Here is a 20,828-nt window from a genome sequence, read left to right as displayed (position 1 = left end):
TGATTATAGTCTTATATCACTGTGTTCTTTATCCAATACATATTTTAAATCATATAAAACATATTGGTCCTTACCTAATTTTTTAAATTCATCTATCGACATTTGTTTGAATTCATCATGGGCAACAGCTATGACAATTGCATCGTACTGACTTTCAAGCTCAGAAATAGGAGCAAGCCCATATTCATTTTCGGCTTCAGACACATCAACCCACGGATCATAAATATCTAAATCAAGATCATATTCTTTTAATGCCTTAACCATATCTACAATTTTAGTATTTCGAATATCTGGACAGTTTTCTTTAAAACTTAACCCCATAATTAGAATTTTTGAGCCAACAACCTGAATACGTTTTTTAACCATTTCTTTAATTAGTTGGGTTGCAACATATTCACCCATACGGTCATTTAAACGACGAGCTGCAAGAATAATTTCAGGATGCAAACCAATTGATTGTGCCTTATGTGTTAGATAATAAGGATCTACACCAATACAATGACCTCCGACCAATCCTGGTCGGAAATTCAAAAAGTTCCATTTAGTTCCTGCTGCTTTGAGCACTTCCTCAGTATCAATACCCATCTTATTAAAAATAAGCGCTAGCTCATTAATTAAAGCAATATTGACATCGCGTTGGGTGTTTTCAATGACTTTCGCTGCTTCAGCAACTTTTAAAGACGGTGCTTTGTAAGTGCCCGCTTCAATAATTAGCTTATAAACTTGATCAATATAATCTGCAACTTGCTCAGTAGATCCAGATGTAATTTTTAGAATATTGGTTACATGGCGTTGCTTATCACCAGGGTTAATACGTTCTGGACTATAACCCACAAAGAAATCTTGATTAAACCTCAATCCTGACATTTTCTCTAATACAGGTATACAGACTTCTTCTGTAGCACCTGGATATACTGTAGATTCATAGACTACGATATCACCGTTTTTAAGTACCTTTGCAATACTTTCAGATGCTTTAATAAGTGGTGTTAAATCTGGTTGTTTAAAATCATCAATTGGTGTTGGTACAGTGACAATATAAAAATTGCTTTGATCCAATTGTGCTATGTCGGATGTATAGCTCAATAAAGTTTGCTTTTGCAACTCTTGCTGAGTTACTTCAAGCGTATGGTCAAAACCATTTTTTAATTCATTGATTCGTGTGGTATTAATATCGAAACCTACTGTTGAAACATGTTTTCCAAATTCAACAGCCAAAGGTAAACCAACATAGCCAAGACCAATAATTGCAATTTTAAGCTGTTCTATTTGAAACATATTTTTATCCAACAGGAATTAAGAGTGTTAATACAAACAAACTCAAACTTTATATAAGCGTAAATATAGCAGATTTTACCTGAGTATGCTGTGCTTGATACACTTGGTTAATACATTAAATATACCCATTGGATAAATTATAGAATACAATCAAAAAATATAATGGATACATTTTAAGTAAACGCAAATAGCACTACAAAATTAAGGGTCTTGAATGTGAAGTACCAACGCACATTATTTTTTTTAGCAGTTTCTTTGTCTTTTTCTGGTTGTGCAGTCACATCTGGTCTACAAACCTATGATCTTCCAGATCAAGGATCCTATAAAACTGATCAAGGTGCTGAGCTATCTGTAGTTCAACTTACTCAAAATAGCCTTCCTGAAATCGCACTTAGTACCACTCAAAGCACAACGAATATTATCGGTTTATTTAAAAATCAACAAAACATATATAAATTAAGCCCAGGTGATGTTCTTTCCATTCAGCTCTGGGCTTATCCAGAAATTACACCACCGATACAAGATGCAACCAATATTAAAGCTGTCGGCTACCCAATTGATCCAAATGGAAATGTCTACTTGCCTTTAGTTGGTCAAATTAAAGTCGCAGGTAAAACACTTGCTGACACCAACCAATTGCTCCGCAATCAATTTGCTAAATATTTAAAGCATCCTGATGTTGTTGTTCGTGTATTGTCTTATGAAGGGCGTCGCTATTTTGTTAATGGGCAAGTACTTCGTAGTGGGCAGTTTACTTTAAATGATCAACCCATCAGCATATATACAGCGCTTGGACAAGCTGGTGGTGTTAATCCTGAAACAGGTGATAACACTAACATCCAACTTATTCGTCAGGGTCAAACGTACAATCTCAATGTACTGACTTTAGAGAAACAAGGCTTATCTTTACACAATCTACTCATTCAGCCTAATGACACTATTTTTGTAAATACTAAGCAAAATCAGAAACTTTATGTAATGGGTGAGTCTAATAAAAGCCAAGCACTTCCGTTACGTGATCAGGGCATGACTCTCAGTGATGTTCTGGGTGAAAGTGAAGGTATTAACCCCTACTCTGCAAGTGCTGCTAAAATTTATGTAATGCGTACTGACTTAACGACTCGCCACTCTACAATTTATCATTTGAATTTAAGTAGCCTCGGTAACTTCTCTTTAGCTAATCAATTTGCCATGCAAAAAAATGATATCGTTTATATTGATGCAACGGGTCTGACTCGCTGGCAGCGCATTATGAACCAGATTGTACCATTCTCAAGCGCACTGTATTCATTTGATCAATTAGGGGGTAATTAATGCAAATTAGAAATATCCTCGTTGTTTGTGTTGGTAATATTTGCCGCAGTCCAATGGGCGAGTTCTTGCTCAAAGCCAACCACCCTGAACTACAGATTGATTCTGCTGGATTATCTGCAATGGTTGGACATTCTGCGGACGATAAAGCAATTCTGTGTATGGATACCTTGAATATCGATATGCGAAGTCATGTTGCAAAACAAATCAATTCGGAACTGATCAAAAAATCTGATTTAATTCTTGTTATGAGTACAAATCAGCAGAAACATATTGAGCAGACTTGGCCCTTTGCTAAAGGTAAAGTATTCAGACTTGGACACTGGCAAAGTCAAAACGTGCCTGACCCTTATAAGCACGATCAGGCTTTTTTTGACGAAACTTGTATTAATATTCAAAGCTATGTTTCAGATTGGCAATCACACCTTAAAATTTAATCAGTTATTTACTTATGAATCAGAACTCAAAAACTAGCGAAGATACTATTGATTTAAAAGAGTTATTTTTCTCTTTGATTGAACAATGGAAAGTAATTGCTCTTTGTGTCGTACTCAGCTTAATCTGCGCTTTACTTTATTTACGGGTTACACCTTCTAGTTATTCTACAGATGCAATGATTCTTGTAGAAGATGGTAAAAGTGCCGCATCTGCTGCCTTATTAGGGAACTTAGGGTCACTTGCTGGTAGCGTTGGTGGAAAATCGCCTGCGGATGCCGAAATTGAAATCCTAAATTCAAGATTAATTTTAGGTCAAGTCATTCAAAATTTAAATCTCAATATCCGAATTGAAGACAACCAAAATAATTTATTTGACCGCTTAGTTTCACAAGATAAAATTAGCCTTGACTACAAACCTGATGCTGTTATTTATACACGTAATCAATCATCACTTTTAATCAAAAAACTCGATGTACCAACGTATTACGAAGACAAACCATTAGTTTTAAGTTTTATAGACCAAAATCGATTTAATTTAAGCTATAAAGATGAAATTGTTTTCAAAGGTAATTTGAATCAAATTAATCAATCTTCTGATTTAAGGGGTCTTTGGAATGTTCAAATTTATAGTAAGACACCATTTAAACAAACATTCACTTTGAAAAAACTATCACTCCCATCTGCCATGAAATTGGTTACATCTGACTATACTGTTGCTGAAAAAGGTAAAATGACAGGTGTAATTGGATTAAATTATTCTGGGACAAATAAAGCAACGATTACAGAAGTATTGAATAATATTCTTAATGTTTATTCCGTACAAAATATTGAACGTAAATCGTTAGAATCTAAACAAACGCTTAGTTTTTTGGATAAACAGCTTCCTGAATTAAAAAAACAACTCGAAGAGTCTGAAATTAAGTTCAACCAATTCCGTGAACAATATAATACCATTGATGTCACACAAGAATCTGAGCTTATGCTCAAGCAAAACATTGAACTCGAAAAAATGAAAATCGAGTTGAAACAGAAGCAAGCTGAACTTTCTGCAAAATATACACCTGATCATCCATTAATGGCTGAAATCAATGCACAAGTCGCTTCACTCAATGAAAAGACGGCTGAACTTAACCAATCTATTAAAAAGCTACCTGAAACACAGCGCTTGTACTTACAAATCTATCGTGATGTAAAAGTTAATACTGAGCTTTATACTTCTCTACTTAACAGCTACCAACAATTGAAGATTGCTAAAGCGGGCGAAATTGGTAATGTTCGGATTATTGATACTGCTGTAGAGCCTGTTAAACCTGTTAAACCACGTAAACTCATTATTTTAATTTTATCGCTATTTGTTGGTGGGTTTATTGGCGTTCTTATTGCATTAACGCGTAATATGCTACGTTCAGGAATTAAAGACTCTACTCAGATTGAAAATGAGCTTGATCTCCCTGTATACGCAACGGTTCCACGTTCTCCTATTCAGGAAAGTCGCATTCAAATACTCAAGAAAAAGAAATCAATTCCTATTCTTGCAGTAAAGAATTCGGAAGATGTAGCGATCGAAAGCTTACGCAGTATTCGAACCACAATTCATTTTGCTTTGGCAAATGCTAAAAATAATATTATTGCAGTTTCTGGCCCTGCACCAGAAGTCGGTAAATCCTTTATTTCAACTAACCTTGCTGTAATTTTTGCTCAAAGTAATAAACGTGTTTTATTGATTGATGCCGATTTGCGTCGTGGGTATTTACACAAATATTTTGATCGTGAACCTGCACCAGGGCTAACTGAATTAATGGCTTCGAAAATATCTTTGGAACAAGCCATTCATAAAACAACTGTTGCAAATCTAGACTTTATTGCGCGTGGTAAGAATCCAGGAAATCCTTCTGAAATGCTATCTTCAGTGCAATTCAAAGAATTACTTGAGCAATTGTCTACGCAATATGACCATATCATTATGGATACTCCACCAGTACTTGCAGTAACAGATGGCATTATCATTTCACAATATGCTGGTGTGAATTTGATCGTTGCTCGTTTTGCTAAAACGCAGATTCAAGAACTTGAAATAACAGTGACTCGCTTTGAACAAGCTGGTAGTAAAGTGCATGGTATAATTCTCAATGATATTCAGAAAATGGCAGGCAGTAGTGCATACAATTATTCCTATGCCTATACCGCTCATAAAGATTTAGACTGATTTAAAAATGCTGGGTTCCAACCCAGCTTTTTTAAAGCTAATTTTTTTATAAAAAAGCCAATCTATAAGCAAATGCTAAATCTAGGAATAAAATGCTCCTACACAATATTTTTCATTGATTTTATTCAAAAATGATATCGTTTGTTATACAGAAGCGATATGCTTTATCAATTAAACTATGACGATTAATTTCGTGTTGTAATGATTAAAAACTGAGAAAACCTATGAGTAAAGCCTTACCCATTGCTGTCGCTGTCTTATTAGGCGGTGCTGCACTTGTACCTGTATATTATGCAACGCAGCATCCTGCTCAACCTACCGTTGCAACCATGTCTAAAGATGCAAAACCGATTGATAAAATCAGTTATGCTTTGGGTTATGAAATTGGTCAACAAACGCCTCCTGAGCTTAATGTTGATGGTTTCATTACTGGCATTCGAGCGGCACATGCAAAGCAAGAGCGTATTTATACCGATGAAGAGCTTAAAGCTGCTTCTGCATTGCTTCAAAAAGAATTAGAACAAAAACAAGTAGATGCTGCCAAAACCACAGTATCAACGAATGATCAATTCCTTGCTGAAAATGCTAAAAAACCAGGTGTAATTACGACTGCATCGGGTCTACAGTACAAGATTACTAAAGAAGGTACGGGCGCTCATCCAACGGCAACGTCTATGGTTAAGGTCCATTATAAAGGGCAATTAGTTGATAACACTGTTTTCGATAGCTCTTATGACCGTGGTGAACCAATTGAATTTCAGCTGAATCAAGTGATTCCAGGGTGGACTGAAGGTTTACAACTGATGAAAGAAGGCGGTAAAGCGACTTTATATATCCCTTCTAACCTAGGTTATGGTGAACAAACAGCGGGTTCTATTCCACCAAACAGCGTTCTCATTTTTGATGTAGAGCTCATTAAAGTTAAATAATTTAAAATTAAAAAGATGGGAGAGCATGCTCTCCCTTTTTAAGTGACATAAAATTAAAATCAATATTTATTCAATCTTTTAGCGACAACATACATTATTGGTTTTCTTAATTATGTTATATCTATACCCCTAAAATATTCACTTTTGCAATCTACAGCATCGAACAAGCATCCACAAATATTTGCCTTCTGAGCTTGCATAAATATTAAGCCTTTTGTTAAATCATGGAAATATATATGAAAAATATGGTTTTAGCGACCTCGCTCCTGAGCCTTAGTGTCATCAGTACGGCAGCCCCAATCACCACAAAAAGTACGCAACAAGATCAATTAGGCTATAGCTATGGCTATGTCATGGGTCGTAGTAATGCTGAAACCTTAAAAGATATTAATTTAGATGCATTTATACAAGGTATTAAAGAAGGTTCTAATGGTCAAAAAGCCACATTAACCGATGAAGAAATGGCAAAAGCGCTCGCAAATTACAAACAACAAAGTGAAGCGAAACAATTACAAGACTTTAAAAGCCTTGCGATCAAAAATGCTAAAGAAGGTGATGCGTTCTTAGCTGAAAATGCAAAAAAATCAGGTGTTATCACTCAAGTAAGTGGTTTGCAATATCAAGTTTTACAACAAGGTACAGGCAAATCTCCTTCTGCATCATCTAAAGTACTTGTGCATTACGAAGGTCGTTTAATTAACGGTACAGTTTTTGACAGTTCAATTGCTCGTGATCAACCTGTAGAATTTCAAGTCAGCCAAGTCATTCAAGGTTGGACTGAAGGCTTACAACTGATGAAAACTGGTGCTAAATATCGTTTCTTTATTCCTGCAAAATTGGCTTATGGTGAAATTGGTGCAGGTGATACCATTGGACCGAATAACACACTTATTTTTGATATTGAACTGATTAAAATTTTATAAAATTGATCTGAAAAATAAATTTTTGACATAAAAAATCGCACAATTTAAGGTGCGATTTTTTATACTTATTATTAAAATATTAATGCTTTAATTGGCGAGGTCTAAAGCCTGTAACCAATAATCCTACTGCATAAGCGACAACACCGAGTACACATAATCCAATCACTTCGACTATACGAAGCCATTGTGATGCATTGCCATCATACCAAGTTAAGCCATACCACAACGCTGTAATCATAACGATATTGGCTACAGCAAATTGTATAAAAAGTTTTTTCCAATGAGCGCCAAAACGGAAAATATCACGCTTATGTAAATAAAAATATAATAAACCTGCATTGACCAATGCTGAACCTGATGATGCGATCGCAAGCGCCATATGTTCTGCTTGCCAATCAATTAGCTTAAAAATACCAATAAAAACAATGTTTAAAATTGCATTGGTCGCAACAGCAATTAAGCCCACACGGACAGGCGTTTTAGTGTCTTGAATTGCATAAAAACCTGGTGCAAAAACTTTAATCAACATAAATGCCAATACACCGCCACTCATACATTGCAGTGCCATAGCTGTCATTTGCGTATCGCGCACATCAAATGCACCATGCTGAAATAAGGCTTGAATAATTGGGGTTGAAAGCATAAAAAGTGCAATACTCGCAGGTACACCGACAAGCACAATAATCCGTGCGCCCCAATCGAGCATTCTACGGAATTTCGCTTGATCTTCTTCTGCCTTACTCATTGAAAGTGATGGCAAAATCACAGTACCAATCGCTACACCAATCAAGCCCAAAGGTAATTCAGTCATACGTTCTGCACTATATAACCATGACACTGAGCCATCTTGCATAAATGATGCCCAAATAGTATTGAGCAATAAATTTATTTGCGTTACTGATACACCAAAAAGCGCAGGCAACATCAATTTTAAAATACGATCAACACCTTCATGTTTAAAATCGACTTTGGGTGGAATCAGTAATTTTTTCTTCCACAACTCTGGAATCTGAATCGCTAACTGTAAAATACCTGCGACGACCACTGCCCAGCCGAGTGCCATAATCGGCTCAGCCATATATGGCGTTAACAACCATGCCCCTGCAATCATCGCAAGATTCAGCAAAACAGGCGAAAATGCAGGTGATGCAAATGATCCGTAACTATTTAAAATGCTACTCGCAAATGCTGTCAGTGACATAAACATCAAGTAAGGAATGGTCAAACGGAACATATCAACCGCAAGATCAAATTTTACAGGATCACTGTGAAAACCTGGTGCATAAAGATACAAAATTGCAGGTGCTGCAATCATCGCGATCAAGGTCAGCGTTGACATTGCGAGTAATAAACAACCGAAAACACGACTAATCAGAATTTGTACTTCTGTATGCAATTTTGTTGTTTTATATTCAGTTAAAATAGGAATAAATGCCTGAGAAAATGCCCCTTCGGCAAATAATCGCCTGAAAAAATTTGGAATACGAAATGCAACTACAAAGGTATCGAAGTCTTTACCTGCGCCAAATACATTCATTAGCACGATGTCACGAACCAATCCTAGAACTCGTGACAGCATTGTCATTGCACTGACAATAAAGGTCGATCGCCAAAGCGCCATCGTATATATCCCATTATAATAATGTCGCTATTGTAATTAAGTTGGCTTAAAAATACGTTGTTAATTCTTAATTCGATTGGCTATTTTTAGTCACTACGTTGCTGTGCCAACATTTCACGGAATTTTGCCCATTCAAAGTACATGCCTGGATCGGTTTTACGTCCTGGTGCAATATCAGAATGTCCTGCAATATGTTGCTTAATTTGAGGATAGGTACCTTGTAATGTGATGACTACATCGATAAGGCTTTGATATTGTACAGCTTCAAAAGGTAGATCATCACTGCCCTCTAATTCAATCCCAATTGAATAATCATTACATTCTTGCTTTGCCAAATAAGTCGAACGACCTGCATGCCACGCCCGATCCTGACAATTGACAAACTGTAGGACTTCACCTGTACGTAAAATCAAAAAATGTGTTGATACCTGCATGCCTTCAATGGTTTGAAAATAAGGATGTACAGACCAATCGAGCTGATTTTGAAAAAATTGCTCAATGTAGCCACCGCCAAATTGAGAAGGTGGCAAACTAATATTATGAATCACAATCAATTGAATTTCAGTTTGATCAGGGCGTTGATTAAAATTAGGTGAAGGAATTTGCCGAGCCCCTTGAAGCTGACCATCAATAAGCTGAAAATTTGCGGTTGCAGACATGATTTCATCCTAAGATTGATTGCACATTTTGATTCAATATGGAGTCGAGTATCCGACCATAAAAAATCAATGATTGTTGTGCAGTGTACTCTGAACACATACAAATAAAAACTTCCTCAAACTAATACGGACAATGCTAATATATCGCTCAGTTTTTGAGGGATATAAGGGATTTCCATGAGCATACCTGCCGCACTGCTTGAACAAGCGATTCAAATCAACATTCAACATGCTTTACAGGAAGATATTGGTGATGCCGATATTACAGCTTTACTGACACCTGAAGATGAGCAAGCGACCGCGACCATTATTACTCGTGAAAATATGGTGATTGCAGGTCAACCTTGGGTCAATGCCTTAATTCAAGCCTATGATCCCTCTGTACAAATCACTTGGCTTAAAAATGATGGTGATGCTGTTTCTGCCAATGAAACTTTATATACCCTAAAAGGTTCTGCACGTAGTTTATTGACTGTTGAACGTCCTGCATTAAACTTTATTCAAACCCTGTCTGCGGTTGCTACTAAAACTGCGGAGTATCTAAAATATTTAGAAGGTACAAATACTAAATTATTAGATACACGTAAAACTTTACCAGGCTTACGCATCGCACAAAAATATGCTGTTGCCATTGGTGGTGGGCAAAACCACCGTTTAGGTTTATTTGATGCATTTTTAATTAAAGAAAATCACATTATGGCAGCAGGTGGCATTGCACAAGCCATTGCTAAAGCGCATCAAATTGCCCCAGGAAAATTGGTCGAAGTCGAAGTCGAAACATGGGATGAACTCAATCAAGCACTTGAAGCCCAAGCAGATATCGTGATGTTAGATAATTTCAGTCAACAACAAATGATTGATGCGGTTAAGCACGTTGCAGGACGTTGTAAATTGGAAGCCTCAGGTAATATTACCCTCGATAATTTACGCGAAGTTGCAAGTACAGGTGTGGATTATATTTCCATGGGTGTCTTGACCAAAGATGTACAAGCAATTGATTTATCTATGCGTTTTAATGCTTAATCCTTGCTCTTTAACTCACAATTTTATATCAGCTTCGGCATATCTATTTTTCTTTAAATAGATATGCCGTTTCACCTTAAAGTTGACCACATTTTATACAAATATTTTCTTCTAAAAACCTATTGGGAAGCCTATAATATCGCTCCACTCATTTATTGATATTTAGGCATAAAAGCGCATGAAGACATTAGGACAACAAGTACTTTTTCTACTTGTAGCTTTCTTATCTGTATTTGCTTTTTTTCTCTATCAAGAAGATATCAATAAATTCTTTCAATTAAATGACATCTATCTAAAACCTCGTTTATATAAATATGCATTTTCAGTGCTCATGAATTATGCATTTATTAGTTTGTTTTATGTGTTTTTAAGAAAAATGTGGTCAAGTTTATTTTTCAGCCAATTTATTATTTTTTTATTGACATTTATTAATATCAAAAAAGAACAGTACTTGTCTGCAAGCCTTGTACCTAGTGATTTTTTACTATTTAAAGAAACGTTTATTGCATCCCCCCTGATTTTAAAATTTGCGGTTTTTGGTGGAATTACAGCATTTATCGCTCTCTTTATATTTTTATATAAAAAAGAAAAATTTGGTTCAAAGCCTAATTTTTGGGTCAATACTGTACTTAGCGTTGCGATTTTAGGTTTTTTTGTCACCGCAAATTTTAAAAATAATTTTAGTGCAAATTGTCCTGTTCGAATCAAAGGGACTTTTTGTGAATATGCAATGTATTTGCCTGCAACACGTGGCGATTGGATCGGTGATCATCTCACTATAAAATATTTAGGATTCTCTACCTTCTTTTTTTCAAAGTCTGTTGATGGTTTGAACACTAAAATTTTTCAAACTGAAAATATTCCTGAAGATAAAATTCAGGCTTTATACCCAAACACACCTGTACAAGTTGCTCCTGAAGCAACACAATCTACGGTCAATACAAATAAAGAAACGATTTTACCCAATATTATTTTTGTCATGAGTGAATCACATTGGGATGCAACACGTTTAGATAAAAGCATACCTAAAAATGTCACACCAACAATTAATAAAAATCAAGTGTCTAGTGTACTCTCACCAAGTTTCGGTGGAGGAACGGCAAATGTTGAGTTTGAAGTCTTAACCAGTCTGAATGTCTATTTAAATCACAATGAATTGGCTTATGTATCTAAATTAAAACGCCCAACATATTCGCTTGCGACCTATTTAAATTTATTAGGTTATGACTCAACTGCCATGCATAACAATGGCAAATATTTTTATAATCGTAGTGCCGTTTATCAAAACTTAGGTTTTCATCGTTTCACCTCACTTGAAAATATGGTCAACACCCAAGACCGTAGTAAATACATCAACCAAGCAGGTTGGGCAACCGATGATTTACTGTATAACGGTATTCGTGAGCAACTCAAAAATACCGACCAGCCGCAGTTTATTTATGCCATTAGTGTAGAAAACCATCCGATGTACAGTGATGACCGTTTTGGTAAAGATCATTTTAAAATTACCAAAGATGGTGTCAGTGATTCGACTAAACGTGCTTTAAATACTTATTTAACTGGTATGCAACGAGCTGATGAGAAGTTTAAAGGCTTGATTGAAGATGTGAAGCAGTTAGATCGTCCAACGATCATTGTTTTCTTTGGTGATCATTTACCAAACTTGCAACAAGTTTATGATGAATATGGCTTCTTTGCCTCTACTCAAGAAAAAGCTGAGAAAAAGGATGTAAAATTCTTTGAAACCCCACTTGCTGTATGGGCAAATTTCCCTATTGAACGTAAAACATTACAAGAACCATTTATTCCTGCACACTTCCTTGCACCTCGTATTTTGAGTGCTGCAAATATTCCATTGTCACCTTATTATTCATTTATTCAACATGTGAATAGCTGTTATAAAACCGTACATCAAACAGGCATTCAGCCACAAAAGAGCTGTGATACCCCTACTGAACTAGTTTTACAGCAATATAAAGACATGAATATGGATGTACTCAATGGTAAAAACTTTACTTATGAAATTTTATCCAAAAAAAATGAATCAACTCTAAAAATTAACTGAAATATTAAAGAGTTCTTGTAAACGTTGAAAACTGAAAATTTATGATTAAAACGTATATGAAAAGTTCCTTCTCCCTTTACGGAAGACTAAGATGATCGGGTTTGAATAAAAAACCTCTCTTGCCCAGCAGTACGGCTCATCTTCTAAAAGGGAGAGTACCTCATATGTAAACTTCAATTTTGTTCAATTAATAACTCACATAGAAGGTCTAAAATAAAGTCGGATAATTTTGTTAATTGCTAATTTATTGCAGGTTACTCTCTCAACTTAATTTCACAGTTATGACTACCATTAGAATGCTAATGCTCCGTTGATGAACTATTTAAAAAAGTTATTCATCCTTTGTCTTTACTTCTGTTCTATAAGAACTATGAAAATCTATGTATTGTTATATAGAATGTTTTCCACTTCTAAAATAAATTTAAATAATCTGTTATCTATATAGTAAAAAACTAAAATTAAACTATAAAAATTGCCTTATTATCACTTAGTTTGTATATTTGTTTAGTTATAGTTATTAAATACCGATTAAAACATGATATACACCGCAAAATATTTAAAAAGCATGAATTTTAATACAAATGTTGAAATTAAAGAATAATGGATTCATCTCATATGTCTTATTTTTTAAGAAGTTTTATTAAACAACAAATACTATTTTTAATGATTGCTTTTTTTGCAGTGTTTCTTTCAAGAATAGTCAATAATGATTTATCATTTGCGTTCAATATTCAAAATAGTCTTTTATACAGTTTTATCCAATATTTTATTTCTGTTTTAATCGTTTTTTCTTTCATTAATCTAATTTATTTTTGTGTTAGAAAATTAAAGCTCTCACTCTTTATTTTCACCTCCATTCTTATCTTATTGAATTTTATGAATATAAAGAAACAAGAATATCTATCAGCAAGTTTTACTCCCACAGATTTCTTATTATTTAAAGAAACGTTAATTTCAGCACCTATTCTTCTCTTAATTAGCACAGCGATTAGTATTTTTAGCTTTGGTTGTATCATTTATTTCATATCTAAAAAAGAAGTTATTACGAAAAGTAAAAGTATCTATTTCAATTTAGCTATCCCTTTAGTGGTTCTTTCTTTATTTATTTTTATGAATTCACAAGAAAATTTCTCTGCTTACTGTGAGAAATTAGAAACTAGCTCTAAGAGTTGCATATTAGCATCGGCAATCCCTAAAACACGAAATAATTGGATCGGAGATCATGAAGCGATAAAAACTTATGGCTTTTTAACTTTCTTTTTATCAAAGAGTCTCGATAATTTTTTTGTTCAAAAAAGTAGTTCTCATATTACTGAACATCAAATATCATCGCTGTATGAAAAAAATAATTTGCCTACCAATTTAAGCCCTCCTGAGCTACCTAATATTATTTTTGTCATGAGCGAGTCTCATTGGGATGCGACTCGGCTAGATCAGAGTATTCCGAAGGATATTACTCCAACGATCAACAAACATCAGGTTTCATCTGTACTATCACCTAGCTTTGGTGGAGGTACAGCAAATGTCGAATTTGAAGTTTTGACTAGTTTAAATACATTTTTAAATCATAATGAGTTAGCGTATACATCAAAACTAGATCGCCCAACCTACTCGTTAGCAAGTTATTTAAATTCGATTGGTTATAACTCTACTGCGATGCATAACAATGGTAAGTATTTCTATAACCGCAGTACGGTATATCACAATCTTGGATTCCATCGCTTCATATCTATTGAAAATATGATCAGTTTGAAAGAACGTAGTAAATACATCAATCAAGCTGGTTGGGCAACAGATGACTTACTGTATAACAGTATTCGTGAGCAACTCAAAAATACCGACCAACCGCAGTTTATTTATGCCATTAGTGTAGAAAACCATCCAATGTACAGTGATGACCGTTTTGGTAAAGATCACTTTAAAATTACTAAAGAAGGCATCAGTGATTCAACAAAACAGGCTTTAAATACTTATTTAACCGGTATGCAACGAGCTGATGAGAAATTTAAAGGCTTGATAGAAGATGTGAAGCAGTTAGATCGTCCAACGATCATTGTTTTCTTTGGTGATCATTTACCAAACTTGCAACAAGTTTATGATGAATATGGCTTCTTTGCCTCTACTCAAGAAAAAGCTGAGAAAAAGGATGTAAAATTCTTTGAAACCCCACTTGCTGTATGGGCAAATTTCCCTATTGAACGTAAAACATTGCAAGAACCATTTATTCCTGCACACTTCCTTGCGCCTCGTATTTTAAGTGCTGCAAATATTCCATTGTCACCTTATTATTCATTTATTCAACATGTGAATAGCTGTTATAAAACCGTACATCAAACAGGTATTCAGCCACAAAAGAGCTGTGATACCTCTACCAATCTAGTTTTACAGCAATATAAAGACATGAATATGGATGTACTCAATGGTAAAAACTTTACCTATAAAATCTTAGAACCAAAAGCTGAAATTTAATCCTAAATCATTGTCAGCCCAAATAAAAAACGCATCTCATGATGCGTTTTTTTATTTTCAAAACTTTAAATATAAATTAAATGCTTACCAACCTAATGCTTCTTGCTGTTTTTTCACAAGTTCTGCAATACCTTTTTCAGCCATATCGAGCATTGCATTAGACTGCGCGCGAGTAAATGGTTTTTCTTCAGCAGTTCCTTGAATTTCAATAAACTCACCTGCTTGCGTCATCACCACATTTAAGTCAGTTTGGCAGTTTGAATCTTCTTCATAGCAAAGATCAAGCAGTACTTCATCTTGGAAAATACCAACTGAAACTGCTGCAACTAAACCTTTTAATGGGTCTTGTTTGATTTTCTTTTTCTCTAAAAGAACATTCATTGCATCAATGAGTGCAACTGCTGCACCTGTAATGGCTGCTGTACGTGTACCACCATCCGCTTGGATTACATCGCAGTCAATTGTAATAGTATTTTCACCAAGCTTTTTCAAATCGACCATTGCTCGTAGGCTACGACCAATTAATCGTTGAATTTCTTGAGTACGACCTGATTGTTTACCACGAGCCGCTTCACGGTCACTACGTGTATGAGTAGAACGTGGCAGCATGCCGTATTCAGCAGTGACCCACCCTTGACCTTTACCTTTTAAAAAACGCGGTACAGAATTATCGATACTTGCAGTACAAAGTACTTTTGTATGACCAAATTCAACCAATACTGAACCTTCCGCATAACGCGTATAATTACGAGTAATTTTAACATCACGTAATTGGTCTAATGCACGTTGGTCAATACGCATAATTTGTCCTAAATTTTGACTGAAAATGAATTGCGCAACATTATAGCAGAAGCGAGTCGGATGGTTTTGTTACATCTTGGTGGTTTTTAAAATTGGCGATATCGTTCATACAATACGTGAACCACAAAATTATAAAATGTTGCTCTTTTTTGACAGATATCCTGTGATCTAAATCTCTAGTTTATGAGCGTAAAGCCATCATGAACTAGAGATTTTATTAACGGATCATATAAGGACTTAAATAAATTTCTAACCAAGAAATTTTATATCAAAACTATGCTGTAAATAGTTCCGAAACTCTTTGCCGAAGCCTTGTCATTAAAACCTTATATTAGAAATAATAGTTGAGTTTCAATAAATAATTTCTTGGCGTTCCAGGCATTGAACTTGAACGCCAATATTCCTTATCTGCTAAGTTATTTACTGCAACAGTTGCGCCCCAATTCTTGTCTTTATAACCTAAAGCTGCATCTAGACGTGTCCAATCAGGCATTTTGGCTGTATTTTCATCTGACGTATAGTATGAACCCATATACGTTGCACCAATTTCACCATAGAATTTTTCTGTAGGTAAATATCGAACAAAAAGATTCCCCGTATGTTTAGAAACATTACGTAAATCATTATCAACTAACTCAGGCTTAAATTTGTTTTCAGTAATCTTCGCATCTGTATAACCATAACCACCTCGAACATATACTTTCGAGAATGCTTGACCAATGAAACTAAATTCTAAACCTTGTGATTCATTTTCACCGACAATTACATAAGGTGAACTCGTATCATCTGGATCTTCATGCGCTCGTATATTGTGCTTTTGAATATGAAATACTGAAAACTGAGTATTTAGCTTTGAATCTAGCCATTCACTTTTGATACCCACTTCATATTGATCAAGATATTGAGGTTCATCATTAAATGCATTTAAATCCTCAGTTGCCGATACTGCATTGACCCCCATATTCCCACCAAAAGGAACAAAGCTTTTACTATATGAAGCATATAAGCTTTGTGCTGGGACAGGTTGCCATACAAAACCAATATTCGGACTTAATGTTTCATTTTCTACAGTTTTAGATTGACCATAGCTTGATGAACTTTCAAGCTTATTTGTTGTTTTCGCTTCATAGTAATCATATCTTGCCCCTACCATCATTTTAATTTGGTCATTAAAGCTGATCAAATCCTGTAGGAACAGACCGTAATTCGTCCCTTCATTATAGTTATGTGAAGTCACTACATGACCACTACCACGATTACTAAATCGATCACCTGTTAACGGATTAACAAAACCATATATTAATGAACCATCTTGATTTTTATTTGACAGTAATGGCTCACGTTGCTCATAAGTCCAATCTGTTCCTACCAGAACATTATGTTTTAACGAACCTGTTGTGAATTCACCCGATATATCCCACGTATTTGCAGTCGTTTTATTTGTGGTTTGTTGCCAATAATAAATTTGATTGATATAACCTTTATAACAGCCCTTATCTTTTGCTGTTGGAGTCTTATCAGCCGCACACATTGACCCTAAATAAAAATGATCAAAGTTCTGTTCTGCTTCACGATGGCTTAAGCCCCAATGAAACTTCCACCCTGGCGCAAACTCATACTTCACGTCTGTTCTTGCCGTTTTTAAAACATCTTCAACATAGTCTCCGCTTTGTGCAAAGCCCATTTTAATTGAAGTTCCATCAGGCAAGTTTTCATAAGATGGACCACGATCAGGAACACGATTTAAATCGTCATAGGTAAATTCGGTTGTCCACAATAATCTTTCATCATCACTACGATAGCTAAAGCTTGGTGATATCATTTCTTCATTTGAACCAATACCATCACGGAAACTGTTGGTATCTGATTTTTCACCGACTAAACGTACAGCCCAGTTGTCATTTAAGACCTTATTGATATCAACGGTTCCACCTACATTTTCATAAGAACCAGCATATGCACCAATAGTACTTGGTGATTCAAAGTTAGCAAATTTAGTCACCATATTGATGACACCACCACCTCCACTCCGACCATACAAAACGGAAGCAGGTCCTTTTAAGATCTCAATGCGTTCAACATTGGCTGTACTACGTCTTACTTGACCACTTTCACGGACACCATCTCGATAGATATCACCAGTATCTGCACTAAAACCACGTAGCATAATGCCATCGCCACGCATATCGTAAGATGTTGATACACCTGGTGTACCTTGTAACATTACGCTTAAATCATTTGCCCCATAAAGTTTGTATTTTGATACATCAATGGTGTCTACAGTCTGTGGAATATCTTTTTTGTCCAATCCATTTCTTGTGACATTTGCTTGCTTATAGTCAACATATGTTTTTATTGGGTCACCTTCCGCCATTGCCTCAATCACAATAGTGGGCAAAGTCGCCGATACTTTCACTTGTTCATTCATTTCTGAATTTGCGAAAGCTGCTGAAGATACAAAAAGATACCCTGTAGAAAACATCATCAGAGCTAAAGTTTTTTTTGCGTAAGGCACAGACACACCAACAGTAAATGATAATATTTCTCAATTATATTATTATTTACAACAAGACCACAATAATATTCATGAAAAAATTCATAATTTATTCACAATTAAACATAACTCTTTAGAAATACAGAATAAATAGTTTTGCATAATGTGGAAAGCCCAATGGCTTACATTGGACTTTATGAATGAATATTGATCTTTCAACAATAATTTTTATACAATTTTATTTTGTGAGACTAAGCAAAAATTTCTTTCACTTTTTGCAAAGATTGCGTGATTTTAGCTGTCATATTATTTGGCAGAGAATGCTTTGCTAAACGTACCCATACGCTACCAAACTGTTGAAAAAAATTCGCTTCGTTATAGTTAATTTCATATTCAGCACATAATGCTTTAATTTTTGGGGCAACTTCTGCATAACGATTAGCAGGCATATCTGGAAATAAATGATGCTCAATTTGATGGCTCAAATTACCACTTAAAATATGTAGCCATTCTGTTCCTGTAAAATTACTTGAACCGCGAATTTGACGTAAATACCATTCAGCACGCGTTTCATTCTCAGTATTATCCATTTCAAAAGTTTCAGCATCTTCCGTAAAATGACCATTAAAAATTACAGCTGAAGACCATAAACTACGAATGACATTGGCAACCGCATTACCTACAAATACAGGTAAAGCATTCGGCCCTGCAATTACAGGAAAAAATACATAATCTTTTAAAACCTGACGGCGGACTTTCTTACGGAATTTAGCCGCATCTGCCCAAACTTGTTTCCACGTTTTAGTCTTATAAATTAAAGCATCTTCCAAATGTAGATTTTGAACCCCCACATACCATTCAAAAAATACCATCAACTGAATTGCTAAAGGAATATTAAATAAAAAACGAGGTTCCCATTTTTGCGACTCACTCACTCGAAGTAAACCATAGCCAACATCATGATCTTTACCAACAATATTGGTATAGGTATGATGCAGATAATTATGGGTATATTTCCAATCATCGCCCGATGACATCGTATCCCAATCATAATTTGCACCGTTTAGACTCGGATCATTGAGCCAATCAAACTGACCATGCATTACGTTATGACCGAGCTCCATATTTTCTACAATTTTAGAAATGCCCAATAAACCTGTTCCGATCACCCAAACAGGTGGAATCCAACCACCAAACATCAACATGCCACGAGATGCAATTTCGCTATACCGAACAAAATTGCGAATTTTATAAATATATTTCGCATCTTGCTCACCTAAGCGATCCATTACTTCACGGCGTATTTGGTCAACACGGCGACCAAATTCTTCAGTTTGTTCAGGACTTAAATGCTTCGACTTACTGCTTGGAAAATTCACTGACATATTCATCTTTTCTACTCCTACACAGTGCATTTTGAGCGACTGTGACTAAATTTTATGTGCAATTTCCCAGAGCTTTAGATTCAATGAATCGAAAACGATTTGATCTTGAAATTGCGTAAAGGATTAAAAATTAAATTTTTATATTACAAATTAATCGTTACTGGACTAATTGCCTGACTAATACACAGCTTTATTTGAGTATTTGATCCATGATCAATTTCGCCTGTCAGCACATTTCTAGTTGAACCACTCACTTTGGTACAGGTGCAAGTATTACAAATTCCCATACGACAACCATGCGTTGGTCTTAAACCTGCTTTTTCTGCACTTTCTAGCAAATTACTTTGTGCTTCAAACTCTTGCTGTGAGCGTAAGAACGTCACAGGCTGTACAGCTAGATTTTCATCAACCGTAATTTTGAAATATTCCTGATGTAATTGATGCTGTAAACCATGTTGCTTATAAATTTGATTCAAACTTTGCATCATTGTACTTGCACCACACGCATACGTTTGGCGTTGCGTAAAATCAGGAATCAATTGTTCTAATAATGCTAAATCTAAGTGCTGTTTCTGCGTTGCTGTATTGATGTGATGATATTTCAAAGCCGTATGTTGTTGTGCTAACTGCTCAAGTTCTACGTGAAAAGCACCATCACGACTAAAGTAAATGAGATCAATATGATGCCCTTTTTGTATAGCTTGTTGTAACAATGAATAAATTGCAGTAATACCACTACCTGATGCGAGCAATAGCAACGGAGATAAATCAGCTTGCAGTGTAAAATTACCTTGCGGTTGAGATAACTCAACAATACTTCCTAAGTCAGCTTGTGTAATAGCTTTAGATACAAGACCTTGCTGTTTGACACCAAGAATAATATCGCCATTACTTAGAAATTTGACTACAGAGTAATTACGCTGTTGGCGCACACCAGCAATTTCTACAGTGACGAGAACACTTTGCCCTGCTTTAAACTGTTGATGTTTAAAATTACGATTCGGACGTAACTGTATTTGATAAAAATCAGTACTTAAACTCCGAATTTTAATAATACTGGCTTTGACCTTTTTCCAAGCCCAAACAGGATTGATTTTTTCAGCGACAAAATCGACAAAATCTTCACGTACCCATTGTGGCTGATACTGCATTTGGCTACTCATAAAACGTTCCTCTTTATGCTTGCTATTTATTGAGTGAACAAATGTTCTTTTAGTGAACACTCG

At 35.3% G+C, this 20,828-nt stretch carries 15 protein-coding genes; 8 read left to right on the top strand and 7 right to left on the bottom strand.

Features of this window, described 5'->3' with window-relative positions; translation table 11 throughout:
• Positions 1 to 3 precede the first annotated feature (3 nt).
• On the bottom strand, positions 4 to 1,278 hold the full coding sequence (gene tviB / locus ACK1JC_RS12570) for a Vi polysaccharide biosynthesis UDP-N-acetylglucosamine C-6 dehydrogenase TviB (RefSeq protein ID WP_409512214.1): 1,275 nt from the start codon (positions 1,276 to 1,278) through the stop codon (positions 4 to 6).
• Between the two features lie 216 nt (positions 1,279 to 1,494).
• Here tviB and ACK1JC_RS12565 point away from each other — a divergent pair, with 216 nt between their 5' ends.
• The 5 genes from ACK1JC_RS12565 (at position 1,495) to ACK1JC_RS12545 (ending at position 7,085) form a co-directional block, all read left to right on the top strand.
• Entirely contained in the window at positions 1,495 to 2,592 is a 1,098-nt protein-coding gene (locus tag ACK1JC_RS12565) for a polysaccharide biosynthesis/export family protein (RefSeq protein WP_409512213.1), read from the top strand.
• Positions 2,592 to 3,026 carry a low molecular weight protein-tyrosine-phosphatase gene (locus ACK1JC_RS12560; RefSeq protein ID WP_409512212.1) on the top strand — a complete coding sequence of 145 codons (435 nt, stop codon included), beginning with the start codon at positions 2,592 to 2,594 and terminating at the stop codon, positions 3,024 to 3,026. Before ACK1JC_RS12565 ends, ACK1JC_RS12560 begins: the two co-directional genes overlap by 1 nt.
• A gap of 14 nt (positions 3,027 to 3,040) precedes the next feature.
• Positions 3,041 to 5,233 (top strand): polysaccharide biosynthesis tyrosine autokinase, encoded by a 2,193-nt coding sequence (locus ACK1JC_RS12555; protein ID WP_409512211.1) that lies wholly within the window; start codon positions 3,041 to 3,043, stop codon positions 5,231 to 5,233.
• Between the two features lie 224 nt (positions 5,234 to 5,457).
• On the top strand, positions 5,458 to 6,162 hold the full coding sequence (locus tag ACK1JC_RS12550; RefSeq protein WP_409512210.1) for an FKBP-type peptidyl-prolyl cis-trans isomerase: 705 nt from the start codon (positions 5,458 to 5,460) through the stop codon (positions 6,160 to 6,162).
• Positions 6,163 to 6,398: 236 nt separating this feature from the next.
• Complete coding sequence (locus tag ACK1JC_RS12545) at positions 6,399 to 7,085, top strand: FKBP-type peptidyl-prolyl cis-trans isomerase (RefSeq protein ID WP_409512209.1); 687 nt, start codon at positions 6,399 to 6,401, stop codon at positions 7,083 to 7,085.
• Between the two features lie 79 nt (positions 7,086 to 7,164).
• Here the strand turns inward: ACK1JC_RS12545 and murJ are convergent, their stop codons facing one another.
• Both murJ and ampD read right to left on the bottom strand, forming a co-directional pair.
• The gene (murJ, locus tag ACK1JC_RS12540) at positions 7,165 to 8,715 is read right to left on the bottom strand and encodes a murein biosynthesis integral membrane protein MurJ (RefSeq protein WP_409512229.1); all 1,551 of its coding nucleotides are present in this window, start codon (positions 8,713 to 8,715) and stop codon (positions 7,165 to 7,167) included.
• A gap of 77 nt (positions 8,716 to 8,792) precedes the next feature.
• Positions 8,793 to 9,365, bottom strand: coding sequence for a 1,6-anhydro-N-acetylmuramyl-L-alanine amidase AmpD (gene ampD / locus ACK1JC_RS12535; RefSeq protein ID WP_409512208.1), 573 nt, complete (start codon positions 9,363 to 9,365; stop codon positions 8,793 to 8,795).
• 177 nt (positions 9,366 to 9,542) lie between these two features.
• Here ampD and nadC point away from each other — a divergent pair, with 177 nt between their 5' ends.
• The 3 genes from nadC to ACK1JC_RS12520 all read left to right on the top strand — a co-directional run bounded on the left by nadC (position 9,543) and on the right by ACK1JC_RS12520 (position 14,922).
• Positions 9,543 to 10,388, top strand: coding sequence for a carboxylating nicotinate-nucleotide diphosphorylase (gene nadC / locus ACK1JC_RS12530; protein ID WP_409512207.1), 846 nt, complete (start codon positions 9,543 to 9,545; stop codon positions 10,386 to 10,388).
• A gap of 178 nt (positions 10,389 to 10,566) precedes the next feature.
• Positions 10,567 to 12,453: an LTA synthase family protein gene (locus ACK1JC_RS12525; protein ID WP_409512206.1), complete on the top strand. Its 1,887-nt coding sequence runs from the start codon at positions 10,567 to 10,569 to the stop codon at positions 12,451 to 12,453.
• 615 nt (positions 12,454 to 13,068) lie between these two features.
• Positions 13,069 to 14,922, top strand: a complete 1,854-nt coding sequence (locus ACK1JC_RS12520; RefSeq protein ID WP_409512205.1) for an LTA synthase family protein — start codon at positions 13,069 to 13,071, stop codon at positions 14,920 to 14,922.
• 84 nt (positions 14,923 to 15,006) lie between these two features.
• Here ACK1JC_RS12520 and rph read toward each other — a convergent pair whose 3' ends face one another.
• From rph to ACK1JC_RS12500, 4 genes are all read right to left on the bottom strand, one after another.
• Positions 15,007 to 15,723: a ribonuclease PH gene (rph, locus tag ACK1JC_RS12515; protein ID WP_409512204.1), complete on the bottom strand. Its 717-nt coding sequence runs from the start codon at positions 15,721 to 15,723 to the stop codon at positions 15,007 to 15,009.
• A 331-nt stretch (positions 15,724 to 16,054) separates the two neighbouring features.
• Positions 16,055 to 18,208: a TonB-dependent receptor gene (locus tag ACK1JC_RS12510; protein ID WP_409512228.1), complete on the bottom strand. Its 2,154-nt coding sequence runs from the start codon at positions 18,206 to 18,208 to the stop codon at positions 16,055 to 16,057.
• A gap of 260 nt (positions 18,209 to 18,468) precedes the next feature.
• The gene (locus ACK1JC_RS12505; protein ID WP_409512203.1) at positions 18,469 to 19,608 is read right to left on the bottom strand and encodes a fatty acid desaturase family protein; all 1,140 of its coding nucleotides are present in this window, start codon (positions 19,606 to 19,608) and stop codon (positions 18,469 to 18,471) included.
• A 137-nt stretch (positions 19,609 to 19,745) separates the two neighbouring features.
• The gene (locus tag ACK1JC_RS12500) at positions 19,746 to 20,765 is read right to left on the bottom strand and encodes a ferredoxin reductase (protein WP_409512202.1); all 1,020 of its coding nucleotides are present in this window, start codon (positions 20,763 to 20,765) and stop codon (positions 19,746 to 19,748) included.
• Positions 20,766 to 20,828: the final 63 nt, after the last annotated feature.

It is taken from the genome of Acinetobacter sp. TY2, from assembly GCF_046269225.1.
Lineage (GTDB): Bacteria > Pseudomonadota > Gammaproteobacteria > Pseudomonadales > Moraxellaceae > Acinetobacter.
The sequence above is the reverse complement of the archived record's forward strand: the minus strand, read 5'-3'. Positions and strand labels throughout refer to the sequence as shown.